The 16,328-nt window shown below is 63.3% G+C and carries 11 protein-coding genes; 8 read left to right on the plus strand and 3 right to left on the minus strand.

Annotation, left to right across the window (positions count from 1 at the left end; genetic code table 11):
* Positions 1-94 precede the first annotated feature (94 nt).
* From der to CKW22_RS09235, 3 genes are all read left to right on the plus strand, one after another.
* On the plus strand, positions 95-1,558 hold the full coding sequence (gene der, locus CKW22_RS09225; RefSeq protein ID WP_033701174.1) for a ribosome biogenesis GTPase Der: 1,464 nt from the start codon (positions 95-97) through the stop codon (positions 1,556-1,558).
* A gap of 118 nt (positions 1,559-1,676) precedes the next feature.
* The gene (locus CKW22_RS09230; RefSeq protein ID WP_095064038.1) at positions 1,677-2,825 is read left to right on the plus strand and encodes a pyridoxal phosphate-dependent aminotransferase; all 1,149 of its coding nucleotides are present in this window, start codon (positions 1,677-1,679) and stop codon (positions 2,823-2,825) included.
* Positions 2,813-3,604, plus strand: a complete 792-nt coding sequence (locus tag CKW22_RS09235) for an amidohydrolase (RefSeq protein ID WP_033701169.1) — start codon at positions 2,813-2,815, stop codon at positions 3,602-3,604. The genes CKW22_RS09230 and CKW22_RS09235 overlap by 13 nt, the downstream gene beginning before the upstream one ends.
* Positions 3,605-3,769: 165 nt before the next feature.
* Here CKW22_RS09235 and CKW22_RS09240 read toward each other — a convergent pair whose 3' ends face one another.
* Both CKW22_RS09240 and CKW22_RS09245 read right to left on the minus strand, forming a co-directional pair.
* Complete coding sequence (locus tag CKW22_RS09240; protein WP_095064154.1) at positions 3,770-6,325, minus strand: sulfite reductase flavoprotein subunit alpha; 2,556 nt, start codon at positions 6,323-6,325, stop codon at positions 3,770-3,772.
* 102 nt (positions 6,326-6,427) lie between these two features.
* Positions 6,428-8,740, minus strand: a complete 2,313-nt coding sequence (locus CKW22_RS09245) for a TonB-dependent siderophore receptor (protein WP_095064039.1) — start codon at positions 8,738-8,740, stop codon at positions 6,428-6,430.
* Positions 8,741-8,961: 221 nt separating this feature from the next.
* On the opposite strand from CKW22_RS09245, the gene CKW22_RS09250 reads away from it, so the two are divergent.
* A complete protein-coding gene (locus CKW22_RS09250; RefSeq protein ID WP_095064040.1) occupies positions 8,962-9,642 on the plus strand; it encodes a Fe2+-dependent dioxygenase in 681 nt (226 codons plus the stop codon).
* Positions 9,643-9,645: 3 nt separating this feature from the next.
* Entirely contained in the window at positions 9,646-10,395 is a 750-nt protein-coding gene (locus tag CKW22_RS09255) for a tetratricopeptide repeat protein (RefSeq protein ID WP_033701163.1), read from the plus strand.
* 155 nt (positions 10,396-10,550) lie between these two features.
* On the opposite strand, the gene CKW22_RS09260 is transcribed toward CKW22_RS09255, so the two are convergent.
* Positions 10,551-11,714 carry a type III PLP-dependent enzyme gene (locus tag CKW22_RS09260; protein ID WP_047581355.1) on the minus strand — a complete coding sequence of 388 codons (1,164 nt, stop codon included), beginning with the start codon at positions 11,712-11,714 and terminating at the stop codon, positions 10,551-10,553.
* 506 nt (positions 11,715-12,220) lie between these two features.
* Here CKW22_RS09260 and CKW22_RS09265 point away from each other — a divergent pair.
* The 3 genes from CKW22_RS09265 (at position 12,221) to CKW22_RS09275 (ending at position 16,226) form a co-directional block, all read left to right on the plus strand.
* A complete protein-coding gene (locus CKW22_RS09265) occupies positions 12,221-12,706 on the plus strand; it encodes a sigma-70 family RNA polymerase sigma factor (protein ID WP_033701160.1) in 486 nt (161 codons plus the stop codon).
* Between the two features lie 20 nt (positions 12,707-12,726).
* On the plus strand, positions 12,727-13,689 hold the full coding sequence (locus CKW22_RS09270; protein WP_095064041.1) for a FecR family protein: 963 nt from the start codon (positions 12,727-12,729) through the stop codon (positions 13,687-13,689).
* Between the two features lie 107 nt (positions 13,690-13,796).
* Complete coding sequence (locus CKW22_RS09275; RefSeq protein WP_095064042.1) at positions 13,797-16,226, plus strand: TonB-dependent receptor; 2,430 nt, start codon at positions 13,797-13,799, stop codon at positions 16,224-16,226.
* The last annotated feature ends 102 nt before the right edge of the window (positions 16,227-16,328 follow it).

Raw genomic sequence — 16,328 nt, forward strand, 5'->3', positions numbered from 1 at the left:
GGCTTGAGCCGCGGTGTAGGAAACGCCGCACAAACTCCGGCCGCTGCCTTGCAGCGGCCTTTGCATTTTCAAGAATTCAAGAGTGGAGAGCCGCATGGTTCCCGTAATCGCCCTGGTGGGACGGCCGAACGTCGGCAAATCCACCATGTTCAACCGCCTGACCAAAACCCGCGATGCCATCGTCGGTGACCTGTCGGGTTTGACCCGTGACCGCCAGTATGGTGATGCCTCCTGGCAGGGTCGTTCCTTCATCCTGATCGACACCGGTGGTATCACCGGTGACGAAGTGGGCATGGACGAGAAGATGGCCGAGCAGTCGCTCATGGCCATCGAAGAAGCCGACTATGTGCTGTTCCTGGTCGATGCCCGTGCGGGCATGACCGCAGCAGACCTGATGATCGCCGAGCACCTGCGCAAGCGGAACAAGTCGGCGATTCTGGTCGCCAACAAGATCGACAACATCGACCCTGACGTCGCCCGCGCCGAGTTCTCGCCGATGGGCATGGGCAACGCCATCCCGGTGGCGGGCTCCCAGGGCCGTGGTATCAGCGCCCTGATGGAAGCCGTGCTCGGCCACCTGCCACGCGATGCCGAAGACGAAGCGCTGGACCAGGACGTCGCCGAAGGCGAGGAAGCCGTGCGCATCCCTGGCCCGAGCGAAAAGGATGGCATCAAGATCGCCATCATCGGCCGCCCGAACGTCGGCAAGTCGACCCTGGTCAACCGCATGCTCGGCGAAGAGCGCGTGGTGGTCTACGACGAGCCGGGTACTACCCGTGACAGTATCTACATCCCGTTCGAGCGTGATGGCGACAAGTACACCTTCATCGACACCGCCGGGGTGCGCAAGCGCGGCAAGATTCACGAGGAAGTCGAGAAGTTCTCCGTGGTCAAGACGCTGCAGGCGATCAAGGACGCCAACGTCGTGATCTTCGTCATGGATGCCCGCGAAGGGGTGGTCGACCATGACCTGAACCTGCTGGGCTTCGCCCTCGAAGCCGGCCGCGCCATCGTCATCGCCCTGAACAAGTGGGATGGCATGGAGCCGGGTGAGCGCGCCTACGTGAAGACCGAGTTGGAGCGCCGGCTATTCTTCGTCGACTTCGCCGACATCCACTTCATTTCCGCGCTGCACGGCACGGGCGTGGGCAACCTGTACAAGTCGGTACAGGCCGCGTTCATGTCGGCGGTAACCCGCTGGCCGACCAGCCGCCTGACGCAGATCCTCGAAGACGCCGTGAGCGAGCACCAGCCGCCGCTGGTCAATGGCCGCCGCATCAAGCTGCGCTATGCGCACTTGGGGGGGGCCAACCCGCCGCTGATCGTGATCCACGGCAACCAGACCGACAGCATTCCCAAATCGTACTCGCGTTACCTGGAAAACACCTATCGCCGCGTGCTCAAGCTGGTCGGTACGCCGATCCGTATCGAGTACAAGGGTGGTGAAAACCCGTACGAGGGCAAGAAAAACACCCTCACCGATCGCCAGGTCAACAAGAAGCGCCGCTTGATGTCGCACCACAAGAAGGCCGAGAAGAAGCGCCGCGACAAGCGCTAACTAGCGGCAAGCTACAAGCTCAAAGCTGCAAGAAAAAGCAGGCGTTGATGCATGCCGCTTTTTCTTGTGGCTTGAAGCTTGTAGCTTATAGCTCTCAGTCCCCAGGAAAGAGGGCTCCATGATCCGCAGCAAACTGCCGAATGTCGGCACGACCATCTTCACTACCATGTCCCAGCTCGCCGTGCAGACCGGTGCGCTCAACCTCTCCCAAGGTTTCCCTGACTTCAATGGCCCGCAGGCCCTGCTCGATGCAGTGGGCCGGCATGTGGCCGCCGGGCATAATCAGTACGCGCCGATGACCGGCCTGCCGGCCCTGCGCCAGCAGGTTGCGGCCAAGGTCGAGCGCCTGTATGGGGCCAAGGTCGATGCCGATCAGGAAGTGACCATCACCCCCGGTGCCACCGAGGCGATCTTCTGCGCCATTCAGGCGGTGATCCACAGCGGTGACGAGGTGATCGTCTTCGACCCTTGTTACGACAGCTATGAGCCTTCCGTAGAGCTGGCCGGCGGACGTTGCGTGCATGTACAACTCAGTGACGGCGACTTTCGCATCGACTGGCAGAAGTTCAGCGATGCCCTGAGCCCGCGCACACGCATGGTCATCCTCAATTCGCCGCACAACCCCAGCGGCGCGTTGATCACCCGAGAAGACCTGGACCAGTTGGCGCGGCTGATTGCCGAGCGCGATATCTACCTGGGCAGTGATGAAGTCTACGAACACCTGGTCTACGACGGTGTAGGCCACGCCAGCGTACTGGCCCATGCCGAGCTGTATAGCCGTGCCTTCGTGGTCAGTTCGTTTGGCAAGACCTACCATGTGACGGGGTGGAAGACCGGCTACGTGATTGCGCCAGCGGCCCTGAGTGCAGAGCTGCGCAAGGTGCACCAGTACGTCAACTTCTGCGGGGTGACGCCTTTGCAGTGCGCGCTGGCGGACTTCATGGCCGAGCACCCCGAGCACCTCGACCAACTGCCCGGCTTCTACCAGGCCAAGCGCGACCTGTTCTGCGACTTGCTGGCGGGTTCGCGCTTCAGTTTCCGCCGCGCGGCCGGCACCTACTTCCAACTGGTGGACTATTCGCAGATCCGCCCGGACCTGAACGACGTCGACATGGCGCTGTGGCTGACCCGTGAGCATGGCGTGGCGACCATTCCGGTGTCGGTGTTCTACCAGCAACCTATCCCCGAGCAACGCCTGGTGCGCCTGTGCTTTGCCAAACGTGAGGAGACGCTGCGTCAAGCAGCGGAAAAACTATGCGCGATCTGAGTGCACTGCCCAACCTGAAAATCGCTCTGGTGCAAACCACCTTGGCCTGGCATGACCGCGAGGCCAACTATGCGCATTTCGAGGTATTGCTCGACCAGGCGGGTGACGTCGACCTGGTGATCCTGCCCGAGATGTTCACCACTGGGTTTTCCATGGAGTCGCAACGCCTGGCCGAGCCTGAGAACGGCCCGACCTACAAATGGCTCAAGGCCCAGGCCAAGCGGATCGACGCAGTGGTCACCGGCAGCGTGATCATCCAGGCCGCCGATGGCAGCCATCGCAACCGCTTGCTTTGGGCACGGCCGGATGGCGAGATCCTGCACTATGACAAGCGCCACCTGTTCCGCATGGCCGGTGAGCATAAGCACTACACCCCGGGCGAGCGCCAGGTGCAGTTCGAGATCAAGGGCTGGCGGGTGCGCCCGTTGATCTGCTACGACCTGCGTTTCCCGGTGTGGAGCCGCGATGCCCAGGACACCGACCTGTTGCTGTATACCGCCAACTGGCCGGCCGCGCGCCGCCAGCACTGGAACCGCCTGCTGCCGGCCCGCGGCATCGAGAACCTGTGTTATGTGGCGGCGGTGAACCGCGTGGGCACCGATGGCAAGGGCTTCGCTTATTCGGGTGACAGCCAGGTGCTGGACTTCCAGGGCGAGAGCCTGCTCAGCGCGGGCGAGGCGGACGGGGTGTTCACGGTGGTGTTGCGGGCGGCGGAGCTGGCGGCTTACCGCAGCAAGTTCCCGGCTAACCTGGATGCTGATACTTTCGAGCTTCACTGAGTCAGCACCGGCCCTTGTGTAGGAGCGGCCTTGCGTCGCGAACGGGCCGCGAAGCGGCCCCAGGATATTGGCGGCAGCGCTGAAATCGATGGGGCCGCTTCGCGGCCCGTTCGCGACGCAAGGCCGCTCCTACACAAAGGCGGGCTGCATCAGTTGTGGCAGTGATCAGTACACATCCCGCCGATAGCGCCCCTCTTCGATCAATTGCTCGACCAACGCTTCTCCGAGAATGCCCTTCAGCGCGGCATCAACACCGGCAGCCATCCCTTGCAGGCTGCCACAGACATACACACAGGCGCCGTCCGCGACCCAGCGCTTGACCGCTTCGGCCTGCTGCAGCAACACATCCTGCACATACACCTTCTCTGCCTGATCCCGCGAGAACGCGAGGTCCAGGCGCGCCAGGTCACCGCTGCCCAGCCAGCCCTGCAGCTCATCACCGCACAGCAGGTCGTGGGCCCGGTTACGCTCACCGAACAACAGCCAGTTGCGCTGCTCGCCCGCGTTGATGCGTGCCTTGATCAGGCTGCGCAAACCCGCCAGCCCGGTACCGTTGCCGATCAGAATCATGGGTGCCGGCGACGCGGGCAGGTGGAAGCCACTGTTGCGGCGCAGGCGCAAGCCCAGCGCGCCATCCACCGGCAGGTACTCGGTCAGCCAACCGGAACCCAGGCCGAGGGTGCCATCGGGGTGACGTTCCTGGCGCACGATCAACTCCAGCACACCGTCACTGGCGATCGAGGCGATGGAGTATTCACGCGTGCCGATCGGTACCAGCGCATCGACCAGCGCCTGGGCGTGCAGCCCCACCAGGTGATCGCGCCGGCTCGGCAGCTGGCGGCTGGCCAGCGCCTGACCCAAGGTTTCGCTCAGGCCGTCGAGCTGCACGGACGTGTCGGCATTCAGCCCCAGGCCATGGAGGAAGGCATCGACCCGCGGCTGACCATTGCGCGGCAAGATTTCCACCAGGTCACCAGCCTGCCAGCTGGCGGGCGCTTCGGCACGCAGGCCGATCAGGTAAACCGGCTGGCCTTGGCTGCCCGGGTTCATCAGCGCGCGTTGCACCAGGGTCCAGTTGCCGAAGCTTGCTGGCTGCCAGGCCGTTACCGGCTGAGCGCCGGTCAGTTGCGCCAGTGCCTGCTGCCATTGCTGCAGGGCCGCCGGGTCGGCGCTGTCTACCTCCACCGGGCTGAACGCAGTGCTGGCGCCGCGCTCAGCCAACCAGGCCTGCAGGCGCCGGGCGAAACCGCAGAAGTGCGGATACTGACGGTCGCCCAAGGCGAGCACTGCGTAGTTGAGGTTGTTCAGCGCCCACGGCTGGCCAAGCACCTTGCGCTCGAACGCGCGGGCGCTGTCAGGGGCTTCGCCATCGCCAAACGTACTGACCACGAACAGTGCACGGCGGGCTTGGCGCAAGTCATCCTCGCCCAGTTCGGCCAAGGCGCGGACCTGCACCGGGAGGCCTGCAGCCTGCAACTGCCCGGCACTCTGCCAGGCCAGCTGTTCGGCAAAGCCGCTTTGGCTGGCGAAGCTGACCAGCCAGCTGTCGCTGCCGGCGTTGACGCTGTCGACGTTGCCGCGGGCGGCGCGCACCTGGCGCTTCTTGCGGCGGCGGTCGAGGTACAGCAGCCAACCCGTCACGAAGAACAGCGGCATGGTCAGGCTGGCGACGGTGACGATGATGCGCCCCGGCAGGCCGAAGTACTCGCCCACGTGCAGGGCGTAAACGCTCTGCAGCAACTGCGCCTTGAAGGATTTGTCGGCGTAGCGGTCGTGGTTTTTCACCTGGCCGGTGGCCGGGTCCAGCATCAGGGTGTCGAAGGCGCGCGGGTGCGCAGCGTTGTCCAGCAGGAAGAACAAGTTGGCCGGTTGCCCACCTGCCGGTGGCAGGCGCAGGTTGTAGGCGGCCAGGCCGGGGCCTGCGGCAGCCTTGAGGCTGGCCCAGATGGCGTCGTAGTCGACCACCAGCGGCGGTGCGTTTTTATCGACCTTCTGTGGCCCGTGGCGGCCACGGCCTTCGCCGCGCTTTTGCTGCTGGCCTGCTGCCGGCGCGTCGGCCAGCAGGGTGTTCAGGCCTTGGCGATACCATTCGTAAGACCAGAACAGGCCGGTGAGGGCGAACAACAGATAGAACAGCAGGCACCAGGTACCTGCCACGGCGTGCAGGTCCCAGTTGAAGGCGCGGCCTTTCTTGGCCCAGTCGAAGGTCAGCCAGACCCGCCAATTGAGTGCCTTGCGCGGCCAGCGCAGGTACAGGCCGGAGAGGCAGAAGAAGATCAGTATCAGGGTGCAGGCGCCGGTGATCTGCCGACCACTGTCGCCCATGGCCAGGAAACGGTGCAGGTTGAGCATCAGGTTGAAGAAATCCTGCCCGGCCACTTCGCCCTTGAGCTCGCCGGTGTACGGGTCGGCATAGCGCAGCTCGCCGCGGCGCTGGCCCGGCGGTGGGGTGAAGAAGATTCGCGCTGCGTTGCCCTGATGAAGGTCGACCCACAGCATCGACACCTTCTCGCCTTGCGCAGCCTCGACCCGCTGCACCAGTTCGGCGGGCGGCAGCACGCCCTCGGGGCGCACTTCTACCTTCAGCACATCGGCATTGAACGCACGCAGCAGTTCTTCCTGAAACGACCAGATCGCCCCGGTAATGCCCATCAAGGCCAGCACCAGGCCAGCGGTGATGCCAAAGAACCAGTGCAATTGGAACAGCGTCTTCTTCACCACATCGATCACCTTGTCGTGCTGCCGCAACCTGCGCGGCGTGCATTATGCCTTGGTACGCAAAAGCCCCGCTCACTGGAATGAACGGGGCTCCGGGTTGCTGCTTTAGAAGTGGACGCTGGTGGTCAGCAACGCGGTCCGGCCCGCCGCCTGGTTGGCGAAGTGGGTGGAGAACGCCTTGTCGTAGTACACCTCGTTGGTCAGGTTCTGCACGTTCAGCTGCAGGTCGACGTTCTTGGTCAGCTTATAGGCCGCCATGGCGTCGTAACGTACATAGCTGTCGACCATGGTGGTGTTGGCCACGCTGCCGTAGACGTCATCCACATAGAACGCGCCGCCACCGACGGTGAGCTTCGGCGTGATCGCGTAAGTGGTCCACAGGCTGGCGCTGTTGTTCGGCGTGTTCGGCAGCTGGTTGCCGTCGTTGGCCTTGCCCAGCGCGCCACCGTCGATCTGGCGGGCCTGCATGTAGGTATAACCGGCGAAAACCTGCCACTTGTCGGTCAGCTTGCCGCTGGCCGACAGCTCGATGCCCTGCACGCGGGTTTCACCGACGTTTTCGTAGCTGGTGGTATCTACCTGCACGCGAGCGTTTTCCTTCTCGGTGCGGAACAGCGCGGCGGCCAGGGACAGGCGCTGGTCGAGCAGGTCCCACTTGGTGCCGATCTCGTAGTTGGTAGTTTCTTCCGGCTCCATGTCGCTGCTCAGCAGGTTGCCGGCGCGGTCACTGGTGTTGCCCAGCGGGTTGCCTTCGGTGCCTTCACCCAGCATTGCGCCGGGTGGCGTTGCGGAGGTGGCGTAGGAAACGTAGATGCTGCCGTTTTCGGCCGGTTTCCAGACCAGGCCCAGCTGGCCGGTGATGAACTCGCTGGTGTCACGGCCCTTGGAAGCAACGCCCTTGCTGTTCACCACGGTAGCGCCGGCGGCATCGTAAGTGCGGTACTGGGTGTCGAAGTGGTCGTAGCGCAGGCCCATGTTCAGCAGCCAGTCAGGCGTCAGCTCCAGGGTGTCGAACACGTAGAGGGCGCGGGTGTTGCTCTTGGTGTCGGTGCCCGCGTAGTTGCGCGCAATATTGCCGTTCCAAGGGTCGTCCGGGTTCGGGTTGCTCAGCGAGGTGCAGTTGTAGCCGCTGCTGGCGCCGATCATGCCTGGGGTGCAGTTGCTGTTGGCGCTGCCCCCCGGCACGGTATCGGTGTCAACGGTGTAGGACGAACGCTTGCTCTCTTCGCGGCTCAGCTCGATACCGGTGGAGAAGCTGTTCTTCATGCCGCCCAGGTAGAACTCGCCAAACAGGTCAGTCTGGTTGGTGGTGGTGGCGGTGTTGCCGACGCGGCTGTTGGCACGGCGCCAGACGCTGCCGTTGTTGACGTTGCCCTTGCTGTCGTCCGGCTGGGTCAGGATGTAGTCCTGCATGCTGTTGCCATGGCGCAGGGTGTTCTTGACGGTCAGCGAGTCGGTCAGGTCGTGTTCGATCGCGAAGGTGGCGATGTCGACCCGGCTCTTGCGGAAGTCACGGCCGGTCAGGCCGTAGAAGTTGTCGCTGTCGCTACCGTCGTTCGGCTTGCTCGGGTGCGCCGAGGTGCGCCCGCCGCTGCCCGAGGTCGGGATGGTGTAGGGAATGCCCGAGTCCGGCAGGTCGTCGCTTTCCAGGTGGTAGTAGTCGAGGTTGACGCGGGTCGGCGTGCCCAGGCCGAAGGCCAGGGACGGGGCGATGCCCCAGCGGTCGTAGTTGACCTTGTCACGGCCGGCGACGTTGCTCTCGTGGGTCATCAGGTTGAGACGACCGGCGACGGTGTCGCTGAACTGGTAGTTGCCATCGAAGGTGTAGCGTTGGGTCTGGTCACTGCCCCAGGTCCAGGCGCCGTCCAGCGAGTTGCCCAGGTGCGCACGCTTGCTCACCAGGTTGATGGTGCCGCCTGCGGCGCCTCGGCCACCGATGGCCGAGTTCGGGCCCTTGGCCACTTCCACCGACTCGATGGCGAAGATCTCACGGGTTTGCGCGCCGGTATCACGCACGCCGTCCAGGTAGGTATCGCCCTGGGCGTCAAAGCCGCGGATGAACGGGCGGTCGCCCTGGGGGTTGCCGCCTTCACCGGCACCAAAGGTGATGCCAGGTACCGTACGCAGGGCGTCCTGCAGGCTGAGGGCGTTGGTGTCCTTGATCACCTGCTGCGGAATCACCGTGACCGAGCGCGGTGTATCGACCAGCGGCGCGGTGTACTTCTGCGACGAGGCTTTCTCGACCTTGTAGTCGGTGCTGGCCTGTTCGGCCTTGCCGTTGACGCTGGTGGCATCAAGGGTAACGGCACGGTTGGCGGCAGGCTCGGCAGCGTAGGCGGTCGAGGCAGTGATGGCGACGCCGATGGCGGTCACGATCAGGCGTGGCGAACTCACAGCAGATGGCACGTAGTGACGCATTGGTAAGGACCTTCCCCAAGGTGATAAGGCGGCGGATCTTAATGTAAGCAATTGTGACTAACAATTGAGAGTCGTTACCATTCGTGAGGAATTTACAATCTTTACAGTTTGCCGTTACGGTTTTCGTCGGCTGAAACGTCTTAAGCGGCGAATGGGGCTTGTGGTGTGTAAAAGGTAATCAATATCATTGACGCCTTTACATTTGCCCAGGTGCCGCCGCCATGCTGCTTCACATTCCCGGCCTGTTCGATGCCGACGAACTCGCGCGTATCCGTGAGGCCCTGGAGCAGGCTGACTGGGCCGATGGCAAGGTCACGGCGGGTTATCAGTCGGCCAAGGCCAAGCACAACCTGCAGTTGCCTGAAGGCCACCCGCTGGCCAAGGAGCTCGGCAGCGCATTGATCGACCGCCTGTGGAACACGCCCCGGTTCATGTCGGCAGCGCTGCCGCACAAGGTCTTCCCACCGCTGATCAATTGCTACCGCGAAGGCGGCAACTTCGGCTTTCACATCGACAATGCCCTGCGCCAGCCCAAGGGCAGCGCGGAGCGGGTGCGTACCGACCTGTCGTCAACGCTGTTTCTCAGCGACCCGGACAGTTACGACGGCGGCGAACTGGTGATCCAGGACACTTATGGCGTGCAGCAGGTGAAGCTGGCGGCCGGCGACCTGGTGCTGTACCCCGGCACCAGCTTGCACAAGGTCAACCCGGTGACACGCGGCCAGCGCTATGCTGCGTTTTTCTGGACGCAAAGCCTGGTGCGCGAAGACAGCCAGCGGGCGCTGTTGTTCGAGATGGACAATGCCATCCAGCAACTCACCGCCGATGTGCCCGAGCACCCTTCGCTGCTGCAGTTGACGGGTACCTACCACAACCTGCTGCGCCGCTGGGCTGAGGTCTGAGACGTGTCATACCAATTGCGTCGTGAAGAAGTGATCGATGTTGCAGGCCTCAAGGCCATGCTCGAAGACAGCCCCGGCAAGGCTGCCCAGGCGATCCTGGCGGCAGCGGGGCAGGGGGCGGTCGAGGCACAGTTGCTGCTGGGGCAGATTCTGCTCGACGGGCGTGGCATCGAAGCCGATGCCGGTGTGGCCCGGCGCTGGTTCGGCATCGCCGCCCAGGCTGGCAATGCCATGGCGCACAACATGCTTGGGCGTTGCCTGGAACATGGCTGGGGGGGGGAGGTGAGCCTTTCGCAGGCGGCCATCCACTATGCGCGTGCGGCCGACGCGGGGCTGGGCTGGGGCCTTTACAACCTGGGCAACCTGCTGGCCACCGGGCGTGGGGTGCCGGCAAACCAGGCCCAGGCGTTGCTCTGTTACGAGAAAGCGGCGCACATGGGGCATGCCAAGTCGATGAACTTGTATGGGCGTTACCTGGAGCAGGGCATCGCCACGGCGCCCAGCCCGGCGCGGGCGGTGCGCTGGTATCGACGTTCGGCAGAGGCGGGGGACTTTCGCGGCATGTTCAGCCTGGCGCTGGTGCTGGTCGAGCGTGGGCAGGTGGCTGAGGCTGGGCCTTGGCTGGAGCGTGCGCGGGTTGAGGGGAATGTGAATTTTCTGCGCAGTGCAGTGGCCACTCTGCAGGGCGCTGGACCGTTGCTGGTGGGGTATGCTGCCGGGTACGCCGAGGAACTCGAACAGCGTCGGGAATAATGTTTACAGTGCCGGCCTCTTCGCGGGGCAAGCCCGCTCCCACAGGTTATCTGTTCCTGTGGCACAGCAGGGTCCGGTGGGAGCGGGCTTGTCCTGCGAAGAGGCCGGCATTGACACACACACATGAAAACGGGGCCTTTCGGCCCCGTTCTTCATTACAGGTAGTAAGCCTTCAGCGGCGGGAAGCCGTTGAATTCCACCGCGCTGTAGCTGGTGGTGTAGGCACCGGTCGACAGCCAGTACAGGCGGTCGCCGATCGCCAGGTTCAGCGGCAGGCCGTACTTGTAGTGCTCGTACATGATGTCGGCGCTGTCGCATGTCGGGCCGGCGATGACCACTTCTTCCATCTCGCCTTTCTTCTCGGTCCAGATCGGGAACTTGATGGACTCGTCCATGGTTTCGATCAGGCCGGAGAATTTGCCCACGTCGGTGTACACCCAACGCTCGACCGCGGTACGCGACTTGCGCGCTACCAGCACCACTTCGCTGACCAGGATGCCGGCGTTGGCGATCAGCGAACGGCCTGGCTCGAGGATGATTTCCGGCAGGTCGTCACCGAAGTCTTCCTTCAGGAAGCGGATGATCTCTTCGGCGTAGGTTTCCAGGCTGTTGGTACGGGTGATGTAGTTGGCCGGGAAGCCGCCACCCATGTTGATCAGTTTCAGCTCGATGCCGTCTTCTTCCTTCAGGCGCTCGAAGATCACCTTGACCTTGGCGATGGCCGCGTCCCACACGCTGATGTCGCGTTGCTGCGAACCGACGTGGAAGGAAATGCCGTACGGCACCAGGCCCAGGTCGCGGGCGAGGATCAGCAGGTCCATGGCCATGTCGGTCTGGCAGCCGAATTTACGCGACAGCGGCCAGTCGGCAGTGGTGGAGCCTTCGGTGAGGATACGCACGTAAACCTTGGAACCCGGCGCGGCCTTGGCGATATTGCGCAGGTCGGCTTCCGAGTCGGTGGCGTACAGGCGCACGCCCTTCTCGTAGAAGTAGCGGATGTCCTTGGATTTCTTGATGGTGTTGCCGTAGCTGATACGGTCGGCGCTGACGCCACGGTCCATCACTTTGTCCAGCTCGTAGATCGAGGCGATGTCGAAGCTCGAGCCTTTGTCTTTGAGCAGGTCGATGATCTCGACCGCCGGGTTGGCCTTGACTGCGTAGTAGACCTTGGCGAATTCGAAACCGGCGCGCAGGTCGTCGTAGGCCTTGCTGATCATCTGGGTATCGATGAGTACGAACGGGGTTTCTTGCTTGTCAGCGAACGCCTTCATTTTCTGGAAGGTGTCACGCGCGAAATAGTCTTCGACCTGGATCGACATGCTCAGGGACTCCATGGGCAAACTGAAAAGATAAGTGGCTGCAAACTGAACGTCCTCCGTATCCCCACTTTGGTTCGCCTACTCAGTACTTGAGCCGGATGGATCGTTTCCAGCATGGACGTTCGGCGCGCACTTTAGGGCGTGAAGAATGCAAGATCAACAGGCAATCCGGGCATGTTCGTCGCGTATCGACGACCTGCCATTTGAATAACCGACTCATGTGACCGGCAGATGTTCCCTGGGATGTTTGAAGCGTTAAATATTGTGGAATGGACCGTTTCGGCCCTTTGGCGGGTGAACCCGCTCCCATAGGGATTGCGCTAATCCTGTGGGCGCGGGCTCACCCGCGAATGGCCCTGAGGTGTTCATATTTATGGCCACATTTTCCTGGCACTGCAGTGCCTGAAATCCCTATAAATTTTTTGTTACCGACTGACGGATTTGCCGTGCTTGATGAGAAACATTACTATTCGCAGCCTTATCTGCCTCCCTGACGAACCCCGACCGTGTCCGGACCCAAAGGCTTCCTCGACCATTACCATGAGCTGATCGGCACCTGGACGCGCAAGCTGCGCAGTCGTCAGCAGGCCGAGGACCTCGCTCACGATGCCTTCGTACGGGTACTGGAAAACCCCCGCGAACAGGTCGAGCAGCCCCGCGCCTACCTGCACCAGACCGCCCGCAACATTGCCGTGGACGGTTTTCGCCGTGAAGACCGGCGCCAGGCACTGGCGCTGGAAGCCTTTGAGGAAAGCGCCAGCCACAGCGGTGACCCTGAAGCCTACGTACACGCGCTGGAGCTGGCCGACAGTGTCGAGCGGGCGCTGGCCGAGTTGCCGCTCAACTGCCGGCGGGTGTTCATCTGGCAGAAGCTCGAAGGCCTGACCCAGGCCGAGATTGCCGAGCGCATGGGCTTGAGCAAGAACATGGTCGAAAAGTATATGATCCGCACCCTCCGACACCTGCGTGAGCATCTGGATGTGTCGGCATGATGAGTCAGGAGACCTTTTCGATGAAACGGCACGGTACCGATAGCGTCCGCGAGCAGGCGGCCGAATGGTTCGCCCGCGTGCAGGATGCGCCGCGGGATGCCGAGCTGCTGGCCCGCTTGCAAGGGTGGCTGGAGGCGGACCCACGCCATCGCGAGGAATACCAGCAGCTCGCCAGCCTCTGGCGCGCCGCCGACTTCATACCGCGCCAGCGCCTTGATACCCTGTGCGCGCCAGAGCCCGTGCGCCAGCTGCCTCGGCGGCGTTTGCTGCGCCAGGCTTTGGCGGCCGGTGTGGCAGTGGTTGCCCTGGGGCTCGGCTGGAGTGGCTGGCAGTACCAGCGCCTCAATCATCAGGACCTGTTACAGACTGCCTTCGGTGAGCGCCGCCAGGTCGAACTGCCGGACGGCTCGCAGCTGACGCTCAACGGCGGTACGCAGTTGCAGGTCGATTTCAGCGCGGGGCGGCGGCACATTCAACTGAACGCCGGTGAGGCGATGTTCATCGTCGCCCACGACAGCAGCCGACCGTTCGTGGTCGACACGGCCCAAGGCAGCGTGACCGTCACCGGCACCCGCTTTGATGTACGGCTGGACCCGGCCGCCACCCGCGTAGCGGTCGAGCAAGGCTCGGTACGGGTGCAGGGCAAGGATGCTTCGCTGGCGCAACTGACGGCCGGCCTGGGCGCGCATATAGATGCACAAGGCAAGGTGGCGGCGCCCTACGCGGTCAATGCCGCAGCCCTGACTGCCTGGCGCCAGGGCAAGCTGGTGTTCGACAACGCCACCCTGGCCGAGGTGGTGGCCGAAGTTTCCCGCTACCGCACCCAGCCGCTGCGGGTTGCCCCCGGCAAGGTGGCACAGATGCGCCTCTCAAGCACCTTCAGCACCGACGACACCGATGCACTGCTGCGCGCCTTGCCGAGCATCTTGCCGGTGGGCATCAAAGCCCATGAAGACGGCTCTCGCGAAATAATCGCGAAATAGATTCAGGTTTATTTCAGCTCGTTCGTCTTCCTCGCCAGCTGCAACTGCCAAGCATTTACATTTGCATGCGGTTGGCGTTTATCCCGCACTTCAGGATGTCTGACGACGTGAACAACAACAAATCCTTGCCACGCTTTCGCGCCCTGGCGCTGGCTCTCGCGGTCAGTGCCGTGGCCGTCAACAGCCACGCCGAACAGGCTGGCGGCGCAATCCAGATCCAGGCACAACCGCTGGCCTCGGCCCTGAGCCAATTGGGCCAGCAGACCAACCTGCAACTGTTCTACAGCCCTGAGCTTGTGGCCGGCAAACAGGCCCCGGCGGTGTCCGGCAACCTGGCGCCGGTGCAGGCGCTGCAACAGTTGCTGCAAGGCAGCGGGCTGACCTTCGAGCAGGCCCAGGACACAGTGGTGGTAAAGCCGCTGCCGACCACCCTCGACCTGGGCAGCGGTAGCCTGGAGCTGGCGCCCACCGACATCAAGGTGGTCGGTGACTGGCTGGGCGATGCCGACCAGGCCGTGGTGCAGAACCACCCCGGCGCGCGCACCGTGGTGCGTCGCGAGGCCATGGTCGAGCAGGGTGCAATGAACGTTCGCGACGTGCTGCGCGGCATCCCTGGCGTGCAGGTGCAGGACTCCAACGGCACCGGTGGCAGCGACCTGTCGCTGAACGTTGGCGTGCGCGGCCTGACCTCGCGGCTGTCGCCCCGCTCGACCGTGTTGATCGATGGCATCCCGGCGGCGTTCGCCCCTTATGGCCAGCCGCAGCTGTCGATGGCGCCGATCTCTTCGGGCAACCTGGACAGCATCGACGTGGTACGCGGCGCAGGTTCTGTGCGCTACGGCCCGCAGAACGTCGGTGGGGTGATCAACTTCGTTACCCGGGCGATCCCAGAGAAGGCCTCGGCTGAGCTTTCCACCACCTTGGAAACCTCGCAGCATGGCGGCTGGAAGCACACCGAGTCGGCCTTCGTCGGCGGCACCGCCGACAACGGCATGGGCGTAGCACTGCTGTACACCGGGGTGAACGGCAACGGTTACCGCGAGAGCAACAACGGCAACGACATCGACGATGTGATCCTCAAGACCCACTGGGCCCCGACCGACGTCGATGAGTTCTGGCTCAACTTCCATTACTACGATGGCCGTGCCGACATGCCCGGCGGCCTGACCCAGGCCCAGTACGACAGCAACCCGTACCAGTCACTGCGCGACTACGACTACTTCGCCGGCCGGCGCAAGGATGTATCGTTCAAGTGGCAGCGCCAGCTCGACGACGCTACCCAGTTCGAAGTGCTGACCTACTACACCGACAGCTTCCGTGGCAGCGCCATCGCCTCGCGTGACATGAAGACCCTCTCGTCGTACCCGCGCAACTACCACACCTTCGCCATCGAACCGCGCCTGTCGCGGATCTTCTTCGCCGGCCCCACTACCCAGGAAGTCAGTGTGGGTTACCGCTACCTGAAAGAGGCCATGCGCGAGCAGTCGACCCGCCTGGCGCTGATCGACAACGTGCCGACGCCAACCCCGACTTCTGATGGCCATGTGTTCCAGGACCGTAGCGGCGGCACCGAGGCCAGCGCCTACTACATCGACGACAAGATCGACGTCGGCAACTGGACCATCACCCCAGGCATCCGCTTCGAGCACATCAACACCGACTGGCGCGACCGCCCGGTGCTGGACGCCAACAACCGCCCGGTGGCAGAGAAGAAGCGCAGCATCACCAGCAACGAACCGCTGCCGGCACTGAGCGTGATGTACCACCTCTCCGATGCCTGGAAGGTGTTCGCCAACTACGAGACCTCGTTCGGCAGCCTGCAGTACTTCCAACTGGGCCAGGGCGGTACCGGCAACAGCACGGCCAACGGCCTGGAGCCGGAAAAGGCCAAGACCTATGAGGTGGGTACGCGCTATGACAACGGCGGCTTCGCCGGTGAACTGACAGCGTTCTACATCGACTTCGATGACGAGCTGCAGTACATCAGCAACGATGTCGGCTGGACCAACCTGGGCGCCACCAAGCACCAGGGTATCGAAGCGTCGCTGCGTTTTGACCTGGCCGAGCTGGACCCGCGGCTCGAAGGCATGTCGGTGAATGGCGGCTACACCTATACCCGTGCCACTTACGAAGGGGAGATCCCAGGCTTCAAGGGGCGTGACCTGCCGTTCTACTCACGCCAGGTGGCCACTGCCGGCGTGCGCTATGCGATCAACCGCTGGACCTGGAACCTGGACGCCTATGCCCAATCCAAGCAGCGTGCGCCGGGCACCGGGATCAATAGTGATGGCAGCTTCAATGGTGACTACATCACCGAGCCGAGTGCCGATGGGCAATATGGGGATATTCCGGGTTACGTGACCTGGCATGCCCGTGGGGGGTATGACTTCGGGCCGCAGATGGCCAACCTGAAGGTGGCGGCGGGGGTGAAGAACCTGTTCGACAAGCAGTACTTCACCCGCTCCAGCGACAACAATGCTGGCCTCTATGTGGGTGAGCCGCGGACCTTTTATGTGCAGGCCAGTGTAGGGTTCTGATACAGCGTCGTCCCATTCGCGGGGCAAGCCCGCTCCCCACAGATGTGTGTAGGAGCGGCCTTGCCGGGGCGCCGGACCGGTCGGAAAGGGGCGCAAAGCGCC

This window comes from Pseudomonas sp. Irchel s3f19 (assembly GCF_900187555.1).
Lineage (GTDB): Bacteria > Pseudomonadota > Gammaproteobacteria > Pseudomonadales > Pseudomonadaceae > Aquipseudomonas > Aquipseudomonas capeferrum.